The organism is Desulfotomaculum sp. 1211_IL3151 (genome assembly GCF_036763075.1).
GTDB lineage: Bacteria > Bacillota > Desulfotomaculia > Desulfotomaculales > Desulfotomaculaceae > Desulfotomaculum.
Genome location: NZ_JBAIYV010000021.1, coordinates 1 through 21,446 on the forward strand (window position 1 = coordinate 1; position 21,446 = coordinate 21,446).

General features: G+C 42.6%; 16 protein-coding genes, 3 pseudogenes and 2 CRISPR repeat arrays. Of the genes and pseudogenes, 4 read left to right on the forward strand and 15 right to left on the reverse strand.

Features of this window, described 5'->3' with window-relative positions; all coding sequences use genetic code 11:
• Nucleotides 1–307 precede the first annotated feature (307 nt).
• The gene (locus V6C11_RS03290) at nucleotides 308–1,060 is read right to left on the reverse strand and encodes a DUF2325 domain-containing protein (RefSeq protein WP_333529655.1); all 753 of its coding nucleotides are present in this window, start codon (nucleotides 1,058–1,060) and stop codon (nucleotides 308–310) included.
• 553 nt (nucleotides 1,061–1,613) lie between these two features.
• Between V6C11_RS03290 and V6C11_RS03295 the strand changes: the two are divergent.
• A pseudogene (locus tag V6C11_RS03295) lies at nucleotides 1,614–1,725 on the forward strand (NADH peroxidase); the annotation flags it as partial.
• A 17-nt stretch (nucleotides 1,726–1,742) separates the two neighbouring features.
• Nucleotides 1,743–3,829: direct repeats of the CRISPR family, unit length 32 nt; unit sequence ATTTCAATCCACACTCCCGTGTAGGGAGTGAC.
• Nucleotides 3,830–3,997: 168 nt separating this feature from the next.
• Here V6C11_RS03295 and cas2 read toward each other — a convergent pair.
• The 7 genes and pseudogenes from cas2 to V6C11_RS03335 all read right to left on the reverse strand — a co-directional run.
• Nucleotides 3,998–4,312 carry a CRISPR-associated endonuclease Cas2 gene (gene cas2, locus V6C11_RS03300; RefSeq protein ID WP_442886021.1) on the reverse strand — a complete coding sequence of 105 codons (315 nt, stop codon included), beginning with the start codon at nucleotides 4,310–4,312 and terminating at the stop codon, nucleotides 3,998–4,000.
• 68 nt (nucleotides 4,313–4,380) lie between these two features.
• Nucleotides 4,381–5,050, reverse strand: a pseudogene (gene cas4, locus V6C11_RS03310) (CRISPR-associated protein Cas4).
• A 2-nt stretch (nucleotides 5,051–5,052) separates the two neighbouring features.
• Nucleotides 5,053–5,913, reverse strand: coding sequence for a type I-C CRISPR-associated protein Cas7/Csd2 (gene cas7c / locus V6C11_RS03315; protein ID WP_333529656.1), 861 nt, complete (start codon nucleotides 5,911–5,913; stop codon nucleotides 5,053–5,055).
• Nucleotides 5,914–5,934: 21 nt separating this feature from the next.
• Nucleotides 5,935–7,827 (reverse strand): type I-C CRISPR-associated protein Cas8c/Csd1, encoded by a 1,893-nt coding sequence (gene cas8c / locus V6C11_RS03320; RefSeq protein ID WP_333529657.1) that lies wholly within the window; start codon nucleotides 7,825–7,827, stop codon nucleotides 5,935–5,937.
• Nucleotides 7,828–7,839: 12 nt separating this feature from the next.
• Nucleotides 7,840–8,535 (reverse strand): type I-C CRISPR-associated protein Cas5c, encoded by a 696-nt coding sequence (gene cas5c, locus V6C11_RS03325; RefSeq protein ID WP_333529658.1) that lies wholly within the window; start codon nucleotides 8,533–8,535, stop codon nucleotides 7,840–7,842.
• A 15-nt stretch (nucleotides 8,536–8,550) separates the two neighbouring features.
• On the reverse strand, nucleotides 8,551–10,968 hold the full coding sequence (cas3, locus tag V6C11_RS03330; protein WP_333529659.1) for a CRISPR-associated helicase Cas3': 2,418 nt from the start codon (nucleotides 10,966–10,968) through the stop codon (nucleotides 8,551–8,553).
• 627 nt (nucleotides 10,969–11,595) lie between these two features.
• Nucleotides 11,596–13,094: a CRISPR direct-repeat array (repeat unit 32 nt; unit sequence ATTTCAATCCACACTCCCGTGTAGGGAGTGAC).
• Between the two features lie 168 nt (nucleotides 13,095–13,262).
• A pseudogene (locus V6C11_RS03335) lies at nucleotides 13,263–13,397 on the reverse strand (CRISPR-associated endonuclease Cas2); the annotation flags it as partial.
• A gap of 237 nt (nucleotides 13,398–13,634) precedes the next feature.
• Here V6C11_RS03335 and V6C11_RS03340 point away from each other — a divergent pair.
• The 3 genes from V6C11_RS03340 (at nucleotide 13,635) to rbr (ending at nucleotide 15,279) form a co-directional block, all read left to right on the forward strand.
• Nucleotides 13,635–14,060, forward strand: a complete 426-nt coding sequence (locus V6C11_RS03340) for a Fur family transcriptional regulator (RefSeq protein ID WP_333529660.1) — start codon at nucleotides 13,635–13,637, stop codon at nucleotides 14,058–14,060.
• Nucleotides 14,061–14,084: 24 nt separating this feature from the next.
• On the forward strand, nucleotides 14,085–14,636 hold the full coding sequence (locus tag V6C11_RS03345) for an NADH peroxidase (protein ID WP_333529661.1): 552 nt from the start codon (nucleotides 14,085–14,087) through the stop codon (nucleotides 14,634–14,636).
• Between the two features lie 109 nt (nucleotides 14,637–14,745).
• Complete coding sequence (gene rbr / locus V6C11_RS03350) at nucleotides 14,746–15,279, forward strand: rubrerythrin (protein WP_333529662.1); 534 nt, start codon at nucleotides 14,746–14,748, stop codon at nucleotides 15,277–15,279.
• A 113-nt stretch (nucleotides 15,280–15,392) separates the two neighbouring features.
• Here rbr and V6C11_RS03355 read toward each other — a convergent pair whose 3' ends face one another.
• From V6C11_RS03355 to V6C11_RS03385, 7 genes are all read right to left on the reverse strand, one after another.
• Complete coding sequence (locus V6C11_RS03355; RefSeq protein WP_333529663.1) at nucleotides 15,393–16,850, reverse strand: catalase; 1,458 nt, start codon at nucleotides 16,848–16,850, stop codon at nucleotides 15,393–15,395.
• Between the two features lie 337 nt (nucleotides 16,851–17,187).
• The gene (locus tag V6C11_RS03360) at nucleotides 17,188–17,400 is read right to left on the reverse strand and encodes a hypothetical protein (protein WP_333529664.1); all 213 of its coding nucleotides are present in this window, start codon (nucleotides 17,398–17,400) and stop codon (nucleotides 17,188–17,190) included.
• 21 nt (nucleotides 17,401–17,421) lie between these two features.
• The gene (gene feoB, locus V6C11_RS03365; RefSeq protein ID WP_333529665.1) at nucleotides 17,422–19,311 is read right to left on the reverse strand and encodes a ferrous iron transport protein B; all 1,890 of its coding nucleotides are present in this window, start codon (nucleotides 19,309–19,311) and stop codon (nucleotides 17,422–17,424) included.
• Between the two features lie 14 nt (nucleotides 19,312–19,325).
• Complete coding sequence (locus tag V6C11_RS03370) at nucleotides 19,326–19,553, reverse strand: FeoA family protein (RefSeq protein WP_333529666.1); 228 nt, start codon at nucleotides 19,551–19,553, stop codon at nucleotides 19,326–19,328.
• Between the two features lie 21 nt (nucleotides 19,554–19,574).
• Entirely contained in the window at nucleotides 19,575–19,796 is a 222-nt protein-coding gene (locus tag V6C11_RS03375; RefSeq protein ID WP_333529667.1) for a FeoA family protein, read from the reverse strand.
• 25 nt (nucleotides 19,797–19,821) lie between these two features.
• Nucleotides 19,822–20,760 (reverse strand): methyl-accepting chemotaxis protein, encoded by a 939-nt coding sequence (locus tag V6C11_RS03380; RefSeq protein WP_333529668.1) that lies wholly within the window; start codon nucleotides 20,758–20,760, stop codon nucleotides 19,822–19,824.
• 180 nt (nucleotides 20,761–20,940) lie between these two features.
• The gene (locus tag V6C11_RS03385; protein ID WP_333529669.1) at nucleotides 20,941–21,369 is read right to left on the reverse strand and encodes a Fur family transcriptional regulator; all 429 of its coding nucleotides are present in this window, start codon (nucleotides 21,367–21,369) and stop codon (nucleotides 20,941–20,943) included.
• Nucleotides 21,370–21,446 lie beyond the last annotated feature (77 nt).

A 21,446-nucleotide genomic window follows, 5' to 3' on the forward strand; every position in this document is an offset into this window, starting at 1 on the left:
TACCAGTTGATATACATTCCCGGTTAATGTATAATCTGGTTGTAAAGTTTTGTTCACAACTATATTTTACAACAAAAGACGGCTTCTGGCATTTGCCAGTCGCCGTCTTTTGTTGCTTTCCAAGCTGTCTTACTGCGACAGCCCCTTTAACATTGCCCCTACTCCTGGAGAACCAATACCATAAACGCTGGGTCCAAGCCAAAGAAAAAACACCTTTGAAAAGGTGACTGCCATTCCACTACAATTTAAAAAGAAGAGATTTCGTTCCATGCCGGTTCTAATCTATTCGGCACGGTGGTTGTTGGTGCTAACGAATGGCTTCCGATATGCCAGATACACTGGAGGACATTAACATTTTAAAGGGTTTGCCATGCTTCTTACACAGTTTCTTTACACTTAAACAGGCGTTATGGCTGTTACAGTCCACTGGGCATAGCACGATGTCACACCTCTTTATTTTACAATCCAGTGCCCTTTCCCCACCCTTCATGTAACCATCGGAATAATCAAACTCCCCACCCTTTTGTTCAATTAGATTTTTATAAAAGGTTTTAAATTTGGTTATCCCACCAACAATTAAAACCCTTTTAGCACAAAAATCAAAGTTGCAGCAGTTCTGATCACAGGTTTCCGTTTCTTTTTTCTCGCAGTTACAGTGGTTGTAATATTGATAATTTTGTTCTCTTAATCGGTTCTGTAACTCATCAATTTTAATTAGTAAATTAAGGTTCTCTTCCTCCAGAGCATTAATCTTGGCTTCATAGGCTTGCAAATCTTCATCAAAGGTGTCCAAAATCGCTTTTAATTCTTCATTTTCCTGTTGTAATTTCTGCTTTGCCTGTTCACTGGGGGCGTTACAGGAAGTTGTGTCTAAATGAGTCCCTTCTATTTGCTCTACTTGTGATTGATAGGACTTCCAGGCGTACGTTTGTTTCCATCGTCTCAGGGTACTAACGTGAACATCTACCTGCTTCGCTATGTCCACCATACTCAGGTTGTTCGTTTTATGGGTAAAACAGAGTTGCCAGGCTGTGATTTGTTTTGGTGTTAATTCTTTCAACCTAGCACACCTCCCTGCGGTAACCTTTTATAACTTGTCCGATCAGAGGACAACGAAAACTAGCCTCATTGCCCCATTTTTGTTTTAGGTTGCCGGTTTCTCTTTGATTTGGAAGGGGTTTGCATATGGTTGGCTGCGCTATCATCATTTCATCTCCTCTTAAAATAATATAGGTAATTACCTTTTAACAACAAAACCGTTTCGACGGCATTTTCCATACAAACATACCAACGACCTTTTTTACCAGATGGATCAACCGATAATGATTATCATTTTCACTGATTGATTATATTTTAATGGATTTTGCCCCAATGGTCAACCTTTACTTTATTACAAAATTATCCTATAACTTACAAAAAAAACAGATGAATATGGGCTGCTCTAAATCGATGCATTGAATGAAGCTGATCGGCCGTGGGTCAAAACATTGGTTAAGGCCAGTACTTAACAAACCAATAAATAGACAGGTTGCGAAAATGAAGCTAATGCAAATTATTTATAAAAGGGATGAGTAATATGGAAGAAATCTATCGAAGAATACCTAAAAGAAAATGAGGAATTAGTTTGGGCAGATGAACACAAAGTTGGCGTTGCTAAAGGCTTAGACCCAGAAGTAAGTCAAGCTCTTAAAGATAACTTTATGGGGGAATTGTACCGAAGTAGGTTTTCAAGAGCAACAACAACTTCAATTCACACTCCCTTGTAGGGAGTGACCTACTTCATAGCCAAATGGCAAAAAGAGAACGAATTTCAATCCACACTCCCGTGTAGGGAGTGACAGGGGCTTGGCAAGTCGTTAAACTATATAAAGGGATTTCAATCCACACTCCCGTGTAGGGAGTGACCAATACCAGCAGTTATTCCGAATGCAGCCTGGAAATTTCAATCCACACTCCCGTGTAGGGAGTGACTACAAAATGCATGTTTACCTACGCTGCTTGGATAACATTTCAATCCACATTCCCGTGTAGGGAGTGACCATGCAGGAGGTGCTGCCAAGTGACCTACGATCATATTTCAATCCACACTCCCGTGTAGGGAGTGACTCTCATCAATTAGTCTGTCAACTGGCTTGATGTACTATTTCAATCCACACTCCCGTGTAGGGAGTGACTACAAATTGGTGCTAGGAAATGTTATGCAACAGGATTTCAATCCACACTCCCGTGTAGGGAGTGACAGGTGGTAATTTGGCGGAATTAGGGCGAGTTGAAATTTCAATCCACACTCCCGTGTAGGGAGTGACTAAAATATAAGGGGGTTATTATATGGCTCATTTATTTCAATCCACACTCCCGTGTAGGGAGTGACGTATTTCTTAAGGTCATCATTTTTAATAACAGTATTTCAATCCACACTCCCGTGTAGGGAGTGACAACTAAGGAGAGTGATAAATAATGGCTGTACGCCAATTTCAATCCACACTCCCGTGTAGGGAGTGACGGGTGCATGGCCACGGGTGACCAAATTCAGATTGATTTCAATCCACACTCCCGTGTAGGGAGTGACAGACCAGATTTTAAATATAAAGTTGGGCGAGCACATTTCAATCCACACTCCCGTGTAGGGAGTGACGAAATAAGTTTTGCCCACCCAGGGCCAAGCAGTGAATTTCAATCCACACTCCCGTGTAGGGAGTGACTCAACGGTGCTGTAAAAGCCAGCTGCCAGAGAATATTTCAATCCACACTCCCGTGTAGGGAGTGACGAGCCGTAACAATTCAGGATCAAACCCAACTAATTATTTCAATCCACACTCCCGTGTAGGGAGTGACCAAAAAATCCGTAAGTAAATAATAACACTAGAAAAAATTTCAATCCACACTCCCGTGTAGGGAGTGACGCTTCGGCTCCGGCTTTTCTGCCTTAACCTGCACATTTCAATCCACACTCCCGTGTAAGGAGTGACTTTACTTAGCGGCTGCCCTTCTATGTCGTAGCCAATTTCAATCCACACTCCCGTGTAGGGAGTGACCGGTTCTGAGGTGTCCCGAAGTCTTTTGAGTTAAATTTCAATCCACACTCCCGTGTAGGGAGTGACAAAGAATGAATTGTGATAACAAACATTGTTACTGATTTCAATCCACACTCCCGTGTAGGGAGTGACTGATTCGGGAGACAAACTATGGATTATTGAAACTATTTCAATCCACACTCCCGTGTAGGGAGTGACGATTAGTTGCTGCAGGTATCTCTTTTTCTGATAAGATTTCAATCCACACTCCCGTGTAGGGAGTGACAGATTTAGTGTTTGAGATAATGCAACTAGAAGATTTCAATCCACACTCCCGTGTAGGGAGTGACGTAAACCACATGGCCGCTACGCTCACCAGGGATATTTCAATCCACACTCCCGTGTAGGGAGTGACATCATCTGCGCTATACGGATCACCTGACCAGGGAGTATTTCAATCCACACTCCCGTGTAGGGAGTGACATCTTTTTAGATTTTCTTTGGAATCGTCTGTTATATTTCAATCCACACTCCCGTGTAGGGAGTGACGGATAAAGTATCTTGCTAATTTCACCGATCTTACCATTTCAATCCACACTCCCGTGTAGGGAGTGACATCCGTTTTGTTGATATAACACACAATAGGGCTAATTTCAATCCACACTCCCGTGTAGGGAGTGACCTATTTATTCCACTAATTGAACCCTGTCATTTTATTTCAATCCACACTCCCGTGTAGGGAGTGACCTCCACCTATGGAATTATAATAATTTTGTACTTTTTATTTCAATCCACACTCCCGTGTAGGGAGTGACAGCAAAAAGTAATAAAAATTATCAACCAAATAACATTTTTCTTGCTTTTTTAAACTTTTTTATCAAAAAACATGTAACAAACCCGTTATTTTCTTCATATTCCAACAAATTATCCCTAATTTCGCGGTGCGAACCCCTCGGGAATTTTATGTGCACTATAGGTTCGCACTAAATCAGCAGGGTATCCTCAACATTAAATGAAGACTTCGCACCAATATGCTCAACCTTGTTTCTGTAGTTATTACCTAACATATAGAACCTCAGGCTGTCTGTTTCCGTATCAATAATCTTCTCAAGCTTATGCCGGACTTCACGAAATTTTGCCGCATCCAGTATGCATTCAAAAACCGAATTTTGAACACGCTGTCCATAGTTCACACATTGCTTCGCAACTTGACGCAACCGCTTTCTTCCTGCTGCTGTTTGAGTATTAACATCATACAGGGGGACTCTCAGTGCTTCCACATCATCCTTCAAAATCACAATATTTTCTCCATCAAGGGATAAATAAGTATTGGGGGAAGTCACATAGAGAGTATTTAATAATTTTCTTATTGATCAACCTCGATCTCCGAAATATTCTTCTTCATATAGTTCATGGCAGATGGATTTTTACAAAGCTTTGGCAGACAAAGTTCGCTAAGGGAACAGGATTTGCAAGCCTTCGTTGTTTTAACCTTAGGGGTATGTCTCTTATCATATAGTTCATGCATTTCTTTACAAATCCGCTTGACTTCCTCTCGGATTTCCTTATCCAAAGCAACTTTAAACCTGCGTTAGGTTCCCCATAATACAAAAATCCTTCCGATATGCTGCACAAGAGCATCGCTTCCAAGCACATGGCTTGAGCACATAATTGCAACACATCCGCATTGTCCTGCTTAGGCTTGCCACGCTTATATTCCACAGGAACCGACTGATAACTTCCCTCTCGGCCGTAGAGGGTGACTCCTTCCCGGGACTTATGAAATTCCACCACATCACATGCTCCGGTGATCCCTAGGGTACGAGAAAAAATCCCCATACCCCGGGAGATGATCAGATCTCCCCGCTTTTCCTTGATGGTATTGTCATGGGTTTTCTCGTGCAGAATTCCGCTTCAATGGTGTGCAAATTCTCTTGCCATTGCTGCTCAATATGGATTAAAGCCCATTGACGTTTGCAAAACACGTAGTGCTGGATTCCGGATAAGAGCAAAAACTCCTCTTCTTGGTATTCCATCTCTATATCCCATCGTAAATTTCCGGAGACAATCCGGCCAACTCTTCGTGAGAGATCTTGAAATCTTCAATGCTTTTGGGATTGTCCCTGGTAGGCACAACCTTCAAACTTCGGTGAACCTTGGCGGAAGAATACTGTCCGGATTGGGAGTTATGTTTCCACCAATATACTTTGCAAATTTCCATGCTGCCGTCGGGCCGAGCGGAAGAGCAATCATTCTCGAAAAGAGTGATCAAGGCTTTTTTAAGCAACTCTCTGTCTTCTTCACTGAAACCTGTTTTAGCGGCAAGCTGGGTATTGATACTGCCATAGAACACATACACCCCAAAATCAACCCGGTGCTTCATCCCCATAGTATCAGGACTTTTCTTATCGGGATCTTTCCCTGTCTCTCCGTTAACGCTTTTAGTTATTTGGATACTGGAGATCTCAATAGGTGTCACACTGACCGCAGAGTGAATGGAAACCGGACCTCTGATACCAATGGAAACAGCATTATCATCGTTTGCCTTCTTAAAGGCAAACACCTGCCCAAAACTCCGAACATCAATCCATTTATGGCAGGATATGGCTGCATATTGCTCTTTGTCCTTGCCCGCCTTTTTAAGCTCGGCACAACCATCTGCCCGGTCTTTCAAGCTTCTAAATCCATCGGTCCGCCGTTCATCGGACTGGACAAAAATCTCCTGACCCAGGTCCTGTAAACGATTGCGGATCTTGCGTTTAATGCAGACATCGGAAATTTCCCCAAACCCCTCATAATTTTCTCGGGGGCGGTTGCCATTGAGAGGATCTCCGTTGGGATTAGCATTTTTTACTAAAAGAATTACTGCAAAATCTACTTTGTTAAGAAAATTACTCACCTTAATTCTCCCCTTCCTTTTTTACGATAGAGCTAACTTTTTCTTTTGTTTTTCTTCCATGCGTTGTTTTTTCTCATCCAGAAAAACTTCCCTTTGACAGTAATATCCCAAAATATAACTGTCTTTCAATTGTTCCGAACTGGTAAAATCCTCAAAGGACAGCATGGCATTGACTCTTGTCATCCGTTCAGTTAGATTGGCCCCTTTGGCACCTAATCTTTCCATATAGGGTCCGAGTTTATCGTTAATAATCCCCCAAGTTTTGTAGGGGCGGAGCTTAAATTGATGCATTAAGCGTTCGGCATTGGTCGCTCTTCTTTCCCCTGTGGTATACAAGGCATACTCTTCAATTTGCTGGGCAATGGCTAAAAGCCTGCCGAAAAGGTAACTCCTGTCCTTCTGGTTTTCATCAAGGGACATCTCCCATACCTCCTTCTTACCGGATTTATCATAGCGATATTTTCTAATCAGAGCGCATGTGATAGTCAAGGCTTTCTCCCATTCCCACTTTTCCATACCAATGGGATTGGACACCCGGTTAACCGCTGAGTTGACCAGATCATAAGGCAGATGAGCAGCATCAATAATACACGGCAGCAGCCTCTCAACCGTTGCTTTTTTCAACTTATCGCTAACTTTATCGCCATACACCGCCCAAGTTATATCTTTAGGGGCCGGAGCACCGATAAAAGTAATAAATTTAAAATTTGGTTTCCCTTTTTCATTGACCCCATCCGAGACCTTTTTATAAGTATGTTTCCAGATGCAAGTGCTATGCCAGGCTTTAATCCTGTTTAGAAAATCCCAACCGTCCAGTTCCCGGTAATATGTGATAGCTAACCGTCCCACAGTGGCGGCGTCCAATCCCATAATCACAATTTCCGCCATAGTATCCAAATCACAGCCATAACCTGCGATAGCCTTATTTAGTCTCCGGGCAAAATCCTGCTCAGTTGAAAATGCCGGTGCTTCTTCCGCCAATATATCTTCAGTATCGTTTAGAAAAGGGGGCAAGGACTCATTTTTCGTCCCCCAGGCCACTACTACCTGATCACCGTTTCTATACCCCTGCTTTTCAATCAGCCAGCGCAAAGCGTTATGGGCTTTTTGGGTGGTTTCATAACCCACCTGCACTACCTGGTTTTTATCTCCAAAGCGTCCCCGGTAAGTAAACCCGACGCTATCATTGGCTGAAATCAGCTTGGCCTTATCCCCTGTATTTCTGACTTTGGCAGGATGTTTATCAGAGCAGGGAATAGCTTCTCCCCTGACATAGCAAAGAGTAACCTCTTTTTGGATGCTGAGGTAATAGCGGACGTGGCTCTCATATACCTGAGGATCAAGCCAAATCGCTGATTCCTCCTCCCCGCTCGTTTCCACCCGAAACCGAATAAAGGCATCACTTTGGTCGCCGGCCCCCATCTTTACATCTTTAGCCAGGAGCCCTTCTTCATCACAGACCAGGACTTTCTGCCGGATCAAATCCCCGACTAAAGTATCTTTTTTTAAATAAGTGAGGACAGCCCAAACCTTACTATGGCTATACTCAGAGCTGCACCAACCCTCAAGTTGTTCTATGTATTGTATGTGAAAATTCCCACCATTTTTCTTCTTTACATAGTCGGTATAATCTCCCGCCAGATATTGAAGTTTATCGCAGAGGGGGTGAGGTGCTATCCCACTGCTTCTCGTAGCAGAGTCCTCCGTGACCGGAATAATCGTCATCGCCTCTTCCTTCTTCAACTCCCTGGCACTGATAAAATCGCCGTCTCTGCTGAGGATTACTTCGATTTGAGCATTCTGGGTGGAATGGGCCATGGGAAGAAGGGGGATCGCCTGCTCATCAGGACTTGCAGCACCGACTTCACTTTTACAATTTTCATAGGTATCATACAATTTATGAATCCAGCCCAATACGTTTCCTCCTTACAGCTCCTCAACTTCGCAAAAATTCGTGTTGTCAAATACTTTAGGCCTCATGGCGGAAAGCTCCCGCTTCACAGCACATTCTTCCGGCCTTATAAATTTGATGTAGCCATTGCTCATCTCTGTTTTCCAAAGCCTAGCTACTAGTTTGTTCTTACCTGTTTCATCCGGATAATCGAAACCATGAAACATCAGTCCAAAGGAAATAGTGCCGTAATCATCATAAGCACCCTCTCCCTCCCCGAACCGACAAGGCTCCACATAGCCCTGACACTCCCTTGTTCCTAAAAAAACATCCCGTCTCCCCCCGCATTTGATCATGCGGTTGGCTATAATATAATGCTTGTTCTCATTTCTATCCTGTTCCAGGTTAGGGCGATTCAGATTCCATTCGAAATGGGCTTTCACTTGATACTCCACATCGGTTAAATAAGTATAGATGGATAAGGTATTTCCGCCACTGAAATTAATTGGCCTAATCCCTTGCGATTGTGTTCTAATCGGCTTCATAACCCGTACTTCGTCAATAATCCAAATTAAGGTAGGTTTCCAATAGACACTTTCCAATATCCCCTTAAGTGCTTGGTAAGTCGGCACTTGATAGGATATTTTTTCCCCTCCCACTCGGTTGATGGGATCGCTGAAAAGGGCATAACGCCCGCTGACCTTGAACTCAACCCGGTTCTCTCTCTCCATTAAACTTCGTCCCCCTTAAATACCACAAAAATCCATAGTTTTTTTATCAAAACTTATCCCCACCTCCTCATCATAAAACTCCTCCCGCAGAGCAAGGATGGTTTTATCCTTCAGCCAAACTAGCGCCCCCATTTTCTCTAATCTTCTCCTATCTGTTTCATATAGATTTACAGAATAGTGCTGGGCCTTTTTCAGGTAGCCTTTTAACTCTCCCAAAGTACAGGTACCGTTGATCGAGGTTATCAGATCCTTACCCTCTTTATAAGGAACGAGAATACCTGTCGTATTTTCATCAATAGCTTGGAATTCCTCGCCTGCTGTCTTAAAGGCCTGCTTCAGCATTAAGTCAGATGGACTGCCCTTGCGGCTGTTAAATGCCACCGCCGCCTCCCTATTGTCGGCCAGTACATCATACAAAGTTCTAGCTGGCTTCCGCTTTGCCAACGTATAATTCATTTGCGTTCTTCGTTCGTAGAAGTAGTATTTATAATATCTTGCCATGACTTGGGGAGATAGAAGTTCCTGATCGAAGCTTTCCGGATTCTCCGCAAAATCCCGCAGGACTCTTTCCGTGCACTCCTGGCCTTTTTGGATATCCGCAAGCTTGCTCACGTCTTCCCCCTCTAGATTCACGATATAAACATTACCCCGTTCGCTCTTGCCATGCCGGTTACACCGTCCTGCCGCCTGAGCAATATTGTCCAAACCAGCCAAGGAACGGATCACACACTCAAAGGAGATATTTATCCCTGCTTCAATAAGTTGAGTACTGACGCAGATCACCCTCCCATGTCCTAATTGCTTTTTCATGGTCTCTAAAACCTTTATCCTGTGGGCCGGGCACATATTGGTACTCAGATGAAAAACCTTACATTTTTTCTCTTCGAGGAGACCGGAATTTGCCGTCTTTAACTCTTTAAAGACTTCTCTGGCTGAATTCTTAGTATTTAAAATCACCAACACACTTTGTACCTGATCCATTCTGTCCAGTATAAAATCTTTGAGAGCGGGAGTACTATAGCCTCCCATCACCAACTTAGGAATCAGATTCACTCGTTTAAACTGTTTGAATTTCTCATGAACATCGGGAATGATGTTGGGATTTTCGTTTAATTGCAAAGGAATCTTTGTGGTTTCTAAAAGAGGCTGCGTAGCCGTGCACAAGATCACCGTAGCCCCACAAATATAAGCTAAGAAATTAAGAGCTGTGTTGAACATATGGATGCATCTAATAGGAATGGCTTGAATCTCATCAAAAATGATCACGGAATCAGCCAGATGATGGAACCTCCTAACATCCTGAGTCCCGCCCTTAAATAAGGTATTAAGAAATTGAACCATGGTAGTGAAAACGATCGGACTGTCCCACCGTTCCGTCAACAGCTTGTAGTTTTCCGTTTCTTCTTCATCCGCCCAGGCATCATCCTCGACAATCAAGTTGGAATGATGCTCTAAGATCATCTCCTCATGTCCTAAAATATCCTTTATTTCTCCGGCGTTTTGGTCAATGATAGTCGTAAATGGGATGATAAAAAAAATCCTATCCTTATTAAAGGCTTTGGCATGATTCAAGGCATAACGCAGGCTGGAAAGAGTTTTCCCACCTCCGGTAGGGACCGCAAGCTGATAGATACCTGATCCGTTCCGAGCAAAATCCCTGCAGGCTAAGGAAATGTCCGCCCTAAGGCAATCGATCTTACTTTCCTGCGGGTAATCCTTTAGTTTCTCTTCGAGAATATCAGCAAGTTCCCCCCATAATGCGGACTTATCAAGTGTCTCTTTTCTTTCCTTATTCTCCATAAATAAATAGGTATCATACCGGTCTGCATCAATTAGACAACTGAAAAGATATTTTGTAAGAACTCCATAAGCAAACCAGCGGGACTTCGGTAATTTTTCCAACTCACAAATGCGATTGAGTGTATTCTTCACCTCTGCTGCTGCTTTTTCAAACAGTTCCTTGATCTGAGCCTCTGCCAAACATTCTTCAGTAAAATGATTTAATGCCTCATCATAGTGTATCTCTTTTTCCGGCTGCATTTTCCTCGTGAATTTATCCATGCCGTCAAGATCTAAACAATCAATCAGGCCTCCATGATGGGAACAAACAGCCAAGGCAATCAATTGGGCTGTAAATCTTTGGATTTTGTCCGTTGTGTTATAAAAGGTATCGTAGATATACTTGGCACCGGCAGTTGAGTGATTGATTGTCCCCTTAAGAGATTTATCCTCCGAACACTTGGCACTATAACGAATGTAGGCATCAAATTTACCGGTTCCTTTGCCCATATCGTGGAGAATACCGATTAATTCTCCTGTCGCACCCAGGGAAATCTTCGAGCAAAACTCCTTGGTCAATTCAGCCACATTCTCCAGATGCATTTTAACACTTTGCTCTTCGGATGTTGTTGGGTTAATATGTGCACAAAGCATTGACTCCCTCCTTTGCGAATGTAATAGACAAGAGCTACCGACATAATTCTCTTTTTTGAATTACAAATATTATAATATTTTGACTTTATTCTACCATTTTATTGTAAGCGGTACCATATCTGAGAACATTTAACAATTTTAATAAAAAAGAATGGCTCAAACTGAATGCAGGTTGAACCATTCTCCTCCGTCATTGGCGTTGTTGTTTATGAATTGCCCATATCAATGGCAAGGATGGCATTTCACTTGTTCACTATCCAAGATAAGTAACGGTTAAATTGGCTTATCTTTCATATTTTTTTCACAATATCAGCTGTAGATTCCCAAACTATTAAGGTAGAAAATGGCCATTTTTTCGCAGATTAATTGAGTCAAGGTCCCTAACAATCGTTAATGGTATTTTCTCTGTCTCATTACACACCAAACAAATATAGTTGACTGAATTCATAGCTTGGTCTATATCTCTTTTGTTTTGTGATTTTTTCTTCTCTTTGTTGGTTTTCGATGTTTAATACCGATGAGATCGTAAATCACCCTTTCTAGACATGCCCTAGCTATTTGGCAACTTGCATGCTTGATTGTAGGGAGTGACTTGTAAACGGTGAGGTTTTCCGGGAGGTTGAACGTATTTCAATCCACACTCCCTTGTAGGGAGTGACTCTAAAATTGTTGGGATATGCCCGGAAAATATAGGATTTCAATCCACACTCCCTTGTAGGGAGTGACGCTCTAACTCTTTTGGTTGCTGATCCCAACACTGTTATTTCAATCCACACTCCCTTGTAGGGAGTGACTCGACTAGGGGCTATCAATTTAAAAGAGCTTTTGATTTCAATCCACACTCCCTTGTAGGGAGTGACTGGCCATGCCACACAACCCATATCCGACCATTTGATTTCAATCCACACTCCCTTGTAGGGAGTGACTTAACCTTACCGAATGACTTTATGACCATAGTTATTTCAATCCACACTCCCTTGTAGGGAGTGACCAGGTATCGGGCAAGCGTATGTCTATCCTGAGTGATTTCAATCCACACTCCCGTGTAGGGAGTGACCTTTAAATCGGCCTTAGCAGCGTTTATAAGGTCTAATTTCAATCCACACTCCCGTGTAGGGAGTGACAAAAGTCACAGGATGAGCCCCAAAATGGTTCAGAGATTTCAATCCACACTCCCGTGTAGGGAGTGACGGTGATTGACCTTACAGCTTTTGAGGATCTACCGATTTCAATCCACACTCCCGTGTAGGGAGTGACCCGATTATGCGAAATACAAAGCCAGTTCTTCAACTATTTCAATCCACACTCCCGTGTAGGGAGTGACATAGTGGACAAGCGCATGCTCAATAACGCAATAAAATTTCAATCCACACTCCCGTGTAGGGAGTGACAGGTGATATCTTATAACGCATAACTCTCCATCGATATTTCAATCCACACTCCCGTGTAGGGAGTGACAGACATTGCTGGAATCGTAGCTACAAACACTGTAATTTCAATCCACACTCCCGTGTAGGGAGTGACTTCAGTATATGCAACGATTTTTTGTGGCAATACTAATTTCAATCCACACTCCCGTGTAGGGAGTGACCATTTAGACATGGTTTTAAAAGGCCATGGAAGTATATTTCAATCCACACTCCCGTGTAGGGAGTGACTAAAATGGAATTATATCGCAGTGCCAGAAATTGAAATTTCAATCCACACTCCCGTGTAGGGAGTGACTAATACTTATCAGGCGATGTATCAAAATCCTTAATTTCAATCCACACTCCCGTGTAGGGAGTGACATTGCTGCCATGTCTCGCCCTCCCCTACCCTGCTTTTATTTCAATCCACACTCCCGTGTAGGGAGTGACGATTATCTTATAGGCAAAGATACTGATGATTTAATTTCAATCCACACTCCCGTGTAGGGAGTGACAATGGCTAAACGTGGGGCCTTCGCCGGGGTGGCCAATTTCAATCCACACTCCCGTGTAGGGAGTGACTTTATTGTTCCACATTTTTTACATATGTACGAATTAATTTCAATCCACACTCCCGTGTAGGGAGTGACGGGGTTGGGATATTGAGCCGCGCGGATTGTACAAGATTTCAATCCACACTCCCGTGTAGGGAGTGACAGCAAAAAGTAATAAAAATTATCAACCAGATAACATTTTTCTTGCTTTTTTAAACTTTTTTATCAAAAAACATGTAATAAACCCGTTATTTTCTTCATATTCCAACAAATTATCCCTAATTTCGCGGTGCGAACCCCTCGGGAATTTTATGTGCACTATAGGTTCGCACTAAATCAGCAGGGTATCCTCAACACTTAAATGAAGGCTTTGCACCAATATGCTCAACCTTGTTTTTGTAGTTATTACCCAGCTATAGAACCTCAAGCTGTCTGTCTCCGTATCAATAATATTCTCAAGCTTATGTCATGCAATCATTTATGTCAATATCCCCATCCCCTTGTCACCTTGTCACGTGAATGAGCTGATCCGTCATGGATCAAAACATTGATTAAGGCCAATACTTAACAAACCAATAAATAAGCTCCGTCCAAAAAAATTTAAACTAGGCTGTTGACAGAGCAGGTAAATGAAACTATAATAATATTGTAATCATTACAAAAGTGAAGATGATACAAATTCTTCATAAAAGGGATGAGTAATATGGAAGTTGCAAAGAGATCTATCGAAGAATACCTAAAAGAAAATGGCATCAAGCCTTCTTATCAAAGGATTAGGATTTTTGATTACCTTATCCAGCATAAAAATCATCCCACCGTTGACATTATTTTTAAGGCATTGGTTCAAGAAATACCGACTCTTTCTAAAACCACGGTCTACAATACCTTAAAGCTTTTCTTAGAACAAGGCGTTGTACAATTGCTGGTGATAGAAGAGAACGAAACAAGATATGATGCTGATACTTCAACCCATGGCCACTTTAAGTGTGAAAAGTGCGGTCACGTCTACGATATAAGGATTGATTTATCCTGCTTGGATTTGCGTGAGCTGGAAATCCATCGGGTGAATGAACAGCACATTTATTTCAAAGGCACCTGCAACAAATGCCTTCATAAAAAATACGATTAATCATTAACAAGGGGGAAAATTATAATGAAAAAATTTGTTTGTATGGTATGTGGTTATATCCATACCGGAGAAAATGCACCTGAAAATTGTCCACAATGTAGAGCTGCTGCTAATAAGTTTGTTGAGAAAAAAGAAAATGAGGAATTGGTTTGGGCAGATGAACACAAAGTTGGCGTTGCTAAAGGCTTAGACCCAGAAGTAGTTCAAGCTCTTAAAGATAACTTTATGGGGGAATGTACAGAAGTAGGTATGTATTTAGCCATGAGCAGGCAAGCTGACCGGGAGGGTTATCCCGAGGTTGCTGAGGCTTATAAAAGAATTGCCTGGGAAGAAGCAGAACACGCAGCAAAGTTTGCTGAGTTATTGGGTGAAGTGGTAGATGCTGACACCAAGGCCAACTTACAAGCCCGAGTTGATGCAGAGCATGGAGCCTGTCAAGGCAAAAAAGATTTAGCAACAAAGGCTAAACAACTTGGGTATGATGCTATTCACGATACGGTTCATGAAATGTGTAAAGATGAAGCACGCCATGGTGCTGCTTTTAAAGGCCTCTTAAAAAGACATTTTGCTAACTGATTGTCAAGCCTTTCAACCTAACTAACTATCCGCTATAATCCTATACCTTACTGCCGCTGCCTGACAGGGATTCGTGAAAAAATTTATTTTATCTAAGGAGGAGTATCGAATGAACTTAAAAGGAACCAAAACCGAAGCAAATCTAAAGGAAGCCTTTTCTGGGGAAAGCCAAGCCCGTAACAAATATACTTATTGGGCCAGTGTGGCAAAAAAAGAAGGGTACGAGCAAATAGCTGCCATCTTTTTAGAAACAGCAGATAACGAGAAGGAACATGCTAAAAGACTCTTTAAATTCCTAAAGGGTATTACCGATACCAAAACACACCTAAAAGAAGCCGCTGCCGGGGAGAACTATGAATACACAAATATGTATCTTGAATTTGAAAAGGTTGCCCGGGAAGAAGGCTTTGCAGAGATAGCCGACGTATTCCGTGAAATCGGAGAAGTTGAAGAAGAGCATGAGAAACGTTTCCTGGCCCTGCTCAAGAACGTTGAAAATGGCACCGTATTTAAGCGTGATGACGAAGTTAAATGGAAGTGCCGTAACTGCGGTTATGTTCATAAAGGTCAGGAAGCACCTCAACTATGTCCTGCCTGTGCCCACCCACAGGCCCATTACGAGCTACTTTGCGAAAACTACTAAAATAAATTACCCCTGCTCCAAAATCTCGCGGAGCAGGGGTTTTCTCTGTTAAAAATTGTTCTTTTTATGACTCAATGCTTGATGATTCATGCCATCTCTTCTTTAACAACCAATTATTCTACTTCATCCAGTGCGATACCTAGTGCATCAGCCACTCCCCTGCCATAAGCGGGATCGGCTTTCAAACAGTTTCCGATATGCCTGATTTTAATTTCCTTTGGCGCGTCTCCCATCGCTCTTGCTGTATTCCCAAAGAGAGCCTGTTGCTGTTCAGGATTCATTAGTCTAAACAGTTTGCCTGGCTGGGTGTAGTAATCATCGTCATCCTCTCTGAAATTCCAGTGATCTGCCGCACCATTTAAAGCAAGGGGAGGTTCCTTAAATTCCGGCTGCTGCTGCCATTGGCCATAGCTATTCGGTTCATAACCGATGGTGCTGCCGGCATTGTTATTCACCCTCATTTGGCCATCCCGGTGGTAGCTGTTCACTGGACAACGAGGAGCGTTTACCGGAATCTGGTGATGGTTAACCCCCAATCTGTAACGCTGTGCATCTCCATAGGAGAATAGTCTTCCTTGGAGCATTTTATCGGGAGAAAGGCCTATTCCCGGTACTACGTTAACAGGGTTAAAAGCTGCCTGCTCAACCTCTGCAAAATAGTTCCCAGGGTTTCGGTTAAGCTCGAAATAGCCAACCTCTATGAGCGGGAAGTCTTTCTTATACCATACTTTTGTTAAATCGAAAGGATTGTATGGCATATTTGCGGCCTGTTCCTCCGTCATTACCTGGATAAACATCTTCCAACGCGGGAAGTCTCCCTTATCAATACTTTCGAGCAAATCCCTTTGATGACTTTCACGATCCTTGGCGACAATGGCTTCCGCTTCAGCGTCTGTTAAATTCTCAATGCCCTGCTGGCAAACGAGGTGAAACTTAACCCATACACGCTCATTATTAGCATCAATCATGCTGAAGGTATGGCTGCCAAAGCCATGCATATGCCGGTATGACTTTGCAATGCCCCTGTCACTCATGGTGATGGTCACCTGATGAAGTGCCTCGGGGAGAGATGTCCAAAAGTCCCAGTTGTTTTTTGCACTTCTCAAATTCGTGCGTGGGTCGCGCTTAACGGCATGATTTAAGTCTGGAAACTTAAGTGGATCACGAAGGAAAAACACCGGCGTATTGTTGCCGACCAGGTCCCAGTTGCCTTCTTCAGTATAAAACTTCATTGCAAAGCCCCGGATATCACGCTCTGCATCGGCAGCACCACGCTCACCGGCAACTGTGGAAAAACGGACAAACATTTCGGTTTGTTTGCCTATCTCAGAGAAAACCTTTGCTTTCGTATACTTTGTGATGTCATGGGTTACCGTAAAAGTACCATAAGCACCAGACCCTTTGGCATGCATCCTTCTCTCAGGGATCACTTCCCTATCAAAATGAGCAAGCTTTTCCATGAACCATACATCCTGCAACAGCATAGGACCTCTGGCACCTGCTGTCATTGCATTCTGATTATCAACCACTGGAGCCCCAGCAACTGTAGTTAGCTTTTTCTTATTTTCCAAATATTTTCTACCTCCTTAGCTTTTCAGATAGTATTAAAAAGGTTTCCTAAGAACCCCTTTTGAAAAAATGCTGAAGTTTCGCAGAGTCTGGTTTCTGTTTAAATGTATAAATAATTTATAGAAAATACATCGTAAACCCTGCACGATTTTTGAGAAGTAAGAACTTTGTAATGTTTTCTTAACCTTCAATTATTATTCTACAATCCGGTGCTTGGCAAAAATTCAAGACGAAGTAATGCCCTATTTATATTTAGTTGGTTTATTTCAAAGTCCTTACCTGAATCTCGCGTCAAAAATGGGCTAGCCCTATTTTATTAGGGCAACCCATTTTGCTTTATTATGAATTATTATATTTTGTGGGTTGATAATCTATTTGTTTGCTTACACTGCAACTGCAACCCGTACCGCAAGAGCCGCTGCAATCAGAACCTCCTGAGCTGCAACAACCATCTTTAATGTGCTCTACTTCTTTGCGAAATCCTTTAATCGTCCAATAACCAATAGCTGCGGCTAGAGCACCGGTAAATAGGATGCCTAAAATACTACTCATCGTATTTTCCCTCCCTTGAAGCTAACTGCCAAACCCAAGCAACAAACCGCCTTGGTAGATTATTAGGGAGATCAGCCAGGCCAGCCCGAAGGTATAGCCTGCTGCAAATAAAGTCCACTTCCAGGATGCAAGTTCTTTTTTGATCGTACCGAGAACTGCCATACAAGGTGTGTATAAGAGTACAAATACCAGAAAGGCATAGGCAGATAAACTGGTAAAACTTGTACCGATCGTTGCTTTTAACTGACCAGCTGCATATACTGCATCATCAGCTAATTCAAGCACACCATAAAGAACTCCCAAGGTTGATACAACCGCTTCTTTAGCTAGTATCCCGGTAATTACAGCTACACCGGCTTCCCAGGTGCCAAAGCCATGGAAAGTAAACAGAGGCGCAATCATTTTACCGAGGGAAGCCAGCAAGCTTTCGTTCATTTCTGCGGAACCGGAGAAATTATAGCTGCTGAGAAGCCAAATCACCACAGACATGCTGAAGATTATGGTACCTGCCTTAATCAGAAAGCCTTTGCCTTTTTCCCATGTCTGAATCAGAATTGTCTTTAAGGTTGGGAATCGATAGGGAGGTAGTTCCATCAAAAATGGTTCGGAATCTCCTTTAAAAATAGTCGATTTAAAGATTATGCCCATAATAATAGCTATGACAATACCAAGAAGATAGAGTGAAAGCACGACTTCACTTTCGCTTCCCGGGAAGAACAAAGCTGCAAACAAAGCATATACCGGCAGTCTGGCTCCGCATGACATGAAGGGAGCAATCAAAATCGTGATCCTGCGATCCCTTTCGGAATCCATAGCCCTGGCCCCCATAATCGCTGGAACCGTGCAGCCAAAACCAACCAGCATCGGTAAAATAGATTTACCGGATAACCCAATCCGTCTCATGGCACGGTCCATAATAAACGCAACTCTGGCCATATAACCAGTGCCGTCAAGAATACTAATGAACAAAAACAGGGTGAAAATCAAGGGGACAAAGACTACTACCCCGCCCACACCAGCAATGATACCGTCAATAACCAAGGACTGCAGCCAATCAGCCGCACCTACAGCTGCTAATCCCCCGGCAACCCAATCGGTTAAGGTGCCCGAAACAAATTCATCCAGCAAATCTGAAATCGGCTGCCCCACCCAGGTAAAGGTCAATTCAAAAATGGCATAAAGCACAGCTATAAAGATTGGAATACCCAACAAACGGTGGGTGATAATATTATCCAGCTTATCCTGCCAAGAAGTGACGCCTTCCTGGATTTCAAGTGCCCCTTCTAAAACCTTATTAATAAAATCATATCTAGCTTCAATGATTTCCTCTTCAATGATGTCCTGCTCTTTACCAGAGTTTTTAATTGCCTCAATGTTGCTCATATGCTCGGCCAACAACGGGCTTTTCACCTGTTTCTGGACAACAAAGTGATCCAAGGAATCAATCAACTGGCTTAAGCCGCTTCTACTGGTGGCTACTGATGAAATAACGGGTACACCCAAGTTTTTGCTCAGGAATTCCTTGTTAACACGATACCCCTTGGCCTCCGCTTCGTCCATCATGTTCAGGTTAACCACCGCAGGAACATCCAACTCCAGCAATTGAATGGTCAAATACAGATTGCGTTCAAGGTTTGAGGCATCTACAACGTTGACAACCACATCCGGCTTTTCTTCTGTAAGGTACTCTTTAACAATTTTTTCTTCAATGGAGTAAGCACTCAAGCTGTATGTACCGGGTAAATCAATGACGGTAATTTGCTTGTTGCCCTTGTTCATCAGACCAACTTTTTTATCTACAGTAACTCCAGGCCAGTTGCCAATGTGTTGTCTTGCGCCGGTCAGAGCATTAAAAATGGTTGACTTGCCTGTATTGGGATTACCAGTTAAGGCTACAGTCATAACTGACATATCTAAAAACCTCCTTATGACAAAGTTACAAGAATCTGTTCTGCCTCTGCCTTACGGAAAGACAAATTATAGGATTTTACCAACACTTCTATCGGATCACCCAGTGGCGCAATCTTTACCACCTTTATTTTACTGCCTTTAATAATTCCCATAGCCATAAACCGTCCCCTGGCTTGACCGGTAACGTTGACGCCTTGTACTACTGCTGTTTGGCCTGGTTTAACATCTTTTAACGTAAGCATCCCCTGCCCCCCCTTATTATTTTATCGAACCATGATTTGCTGGGCCATCTCATGTCCTATCATAATCTTGCTACCCCGAACAGCCACAACAAGGGGGCCATTGCAATTACATTTGCATACTTCCACCGGGCAACCACATGTAAAACCCATTTCCTCAAGATGAAGCTTTCTTTTTGGACAGCCACAGATGTCTTGTATGTGAACAATTCTCCCTTTCTTAACGCTGGATAAAGGTTTTAACATACAAATCCCTCCTTCAATTTTGTAGTTATCCCGCCTGCAAATTTTCTAACTGACTATTAAAACCCTGTATATACTCGAAGTGTTCCTGGCTATAGGTATTATTTTGGTCACTAATATTGGCACATTTTTCGATAACTTCTTTAACTTCCTGGGCCATATATTGCACCCCGTCAATTCCTAGATCCAAAGCTTCTGCGTTGGAGAGGGCCTTTTCGGCTATATCCTTACTGTTTGTCACTTGATCCACAGCAGTTCGGCATTGTTTGTTGGCTTCTGTAATTAGCCGCATCCCAGCCTCAACCCCTTTATAGCCTTCAGACATACTGCAAACTACTGTGCTGGTGCTGGATTTCACCTTATCTAGAGTAGCTTTAACATATTCAACCGTATCCCTACTTTGGGTAGCCAACTTACTTACCTCCTGGGCAACAACAGAAAACCCTCGCCCAGCATCTCCTGCCCGCGCCGCTTCAATTGAAGCGTTTATAGCCAAAAGTCTTGTTTGATTGGCAATGTTGGTAATGGCAGCCAGCATTTCAGCTAAATCTTTAATATCCCCCTGTAATTTAGAGATAATGTCCATGGCCTGCGAAACCCGCTCTTTACTTTTTTCCACCTCATACTCTGCTGTATTAAGATTAGCGGAACCCTGCTCGGAAACTTCCAATGCAAATTGTAAAGAGGCTCTGGTTTCATTCATCCGATCCATCATCTGAGTGATGTGCGTACGAAGTTCATCCACCATTCCATGACTGCACTGTGCTGTTTCAGTGGCTTCGGAAACTAAAGCATTGATCTCATGTCCAGAATTACTTATTTTTTGATTTATTTCTAGCAACTGCTTTGATTTTTCAATTAACTGATTGATATCCTGGTCTAACCTAATTTTGTCATTTTGACTGGGGGAACCGGAACGTCTCCCGATAACCTGTTTAAAGAGTGTTAGGTAAGATATCTTTGACACCCCCTAAATCGCTTGGTGATAACGATAATTATTATCATCTTAATGGTGCAACGGTTGGTAATGACTGACTCACTACTGCTAGTAGTACTGACATTGATTATCAATGTCAATACATGCCGTTAATTTTATCGTATTTATTTTGTCAAAAAATTATTGAGCTGTTTTAATTTGTCTGGTAATTTATTTCCCGCAATCCCTACAATAACCAAATACTTTCAGCAGATTATTTTGCATATCAAAATTATAATCACATTTAACCCTGGCCTCAAAATCACCCGCTAAAGTCGCCTCTGCCTCCAAGATCGTCCCACACTTTAAACAAATTAGGTGAAGATGATAATGCCCTTTGGCGTCACTTCCCAGTTCGTATCTTTTATGACCGTCTCCAAAATCCATAACATGTAGGATATCATGGTCACAAAAAAGCTCCAATGTCCGGTACACCGTGGCAAGTCCAACCTTCTTCTTCACCATGTTATAAATCTCCGTGGCACTCATGTGCCTATCCTTATTCTCCAATAAAACCTTTAGAATGTGCTTCCTGCCGGAAGTTAGTTTGTGATCCCTTGCTTTAAGTCTTTCTTCTATGTCAAAAATTACTCTGTCCATGCATCTCATCCCCGATTATTTTTTATTTTCCACATTTAGCATGGCTAACGAATGGCCCCTAATACGCTTGAGATGTT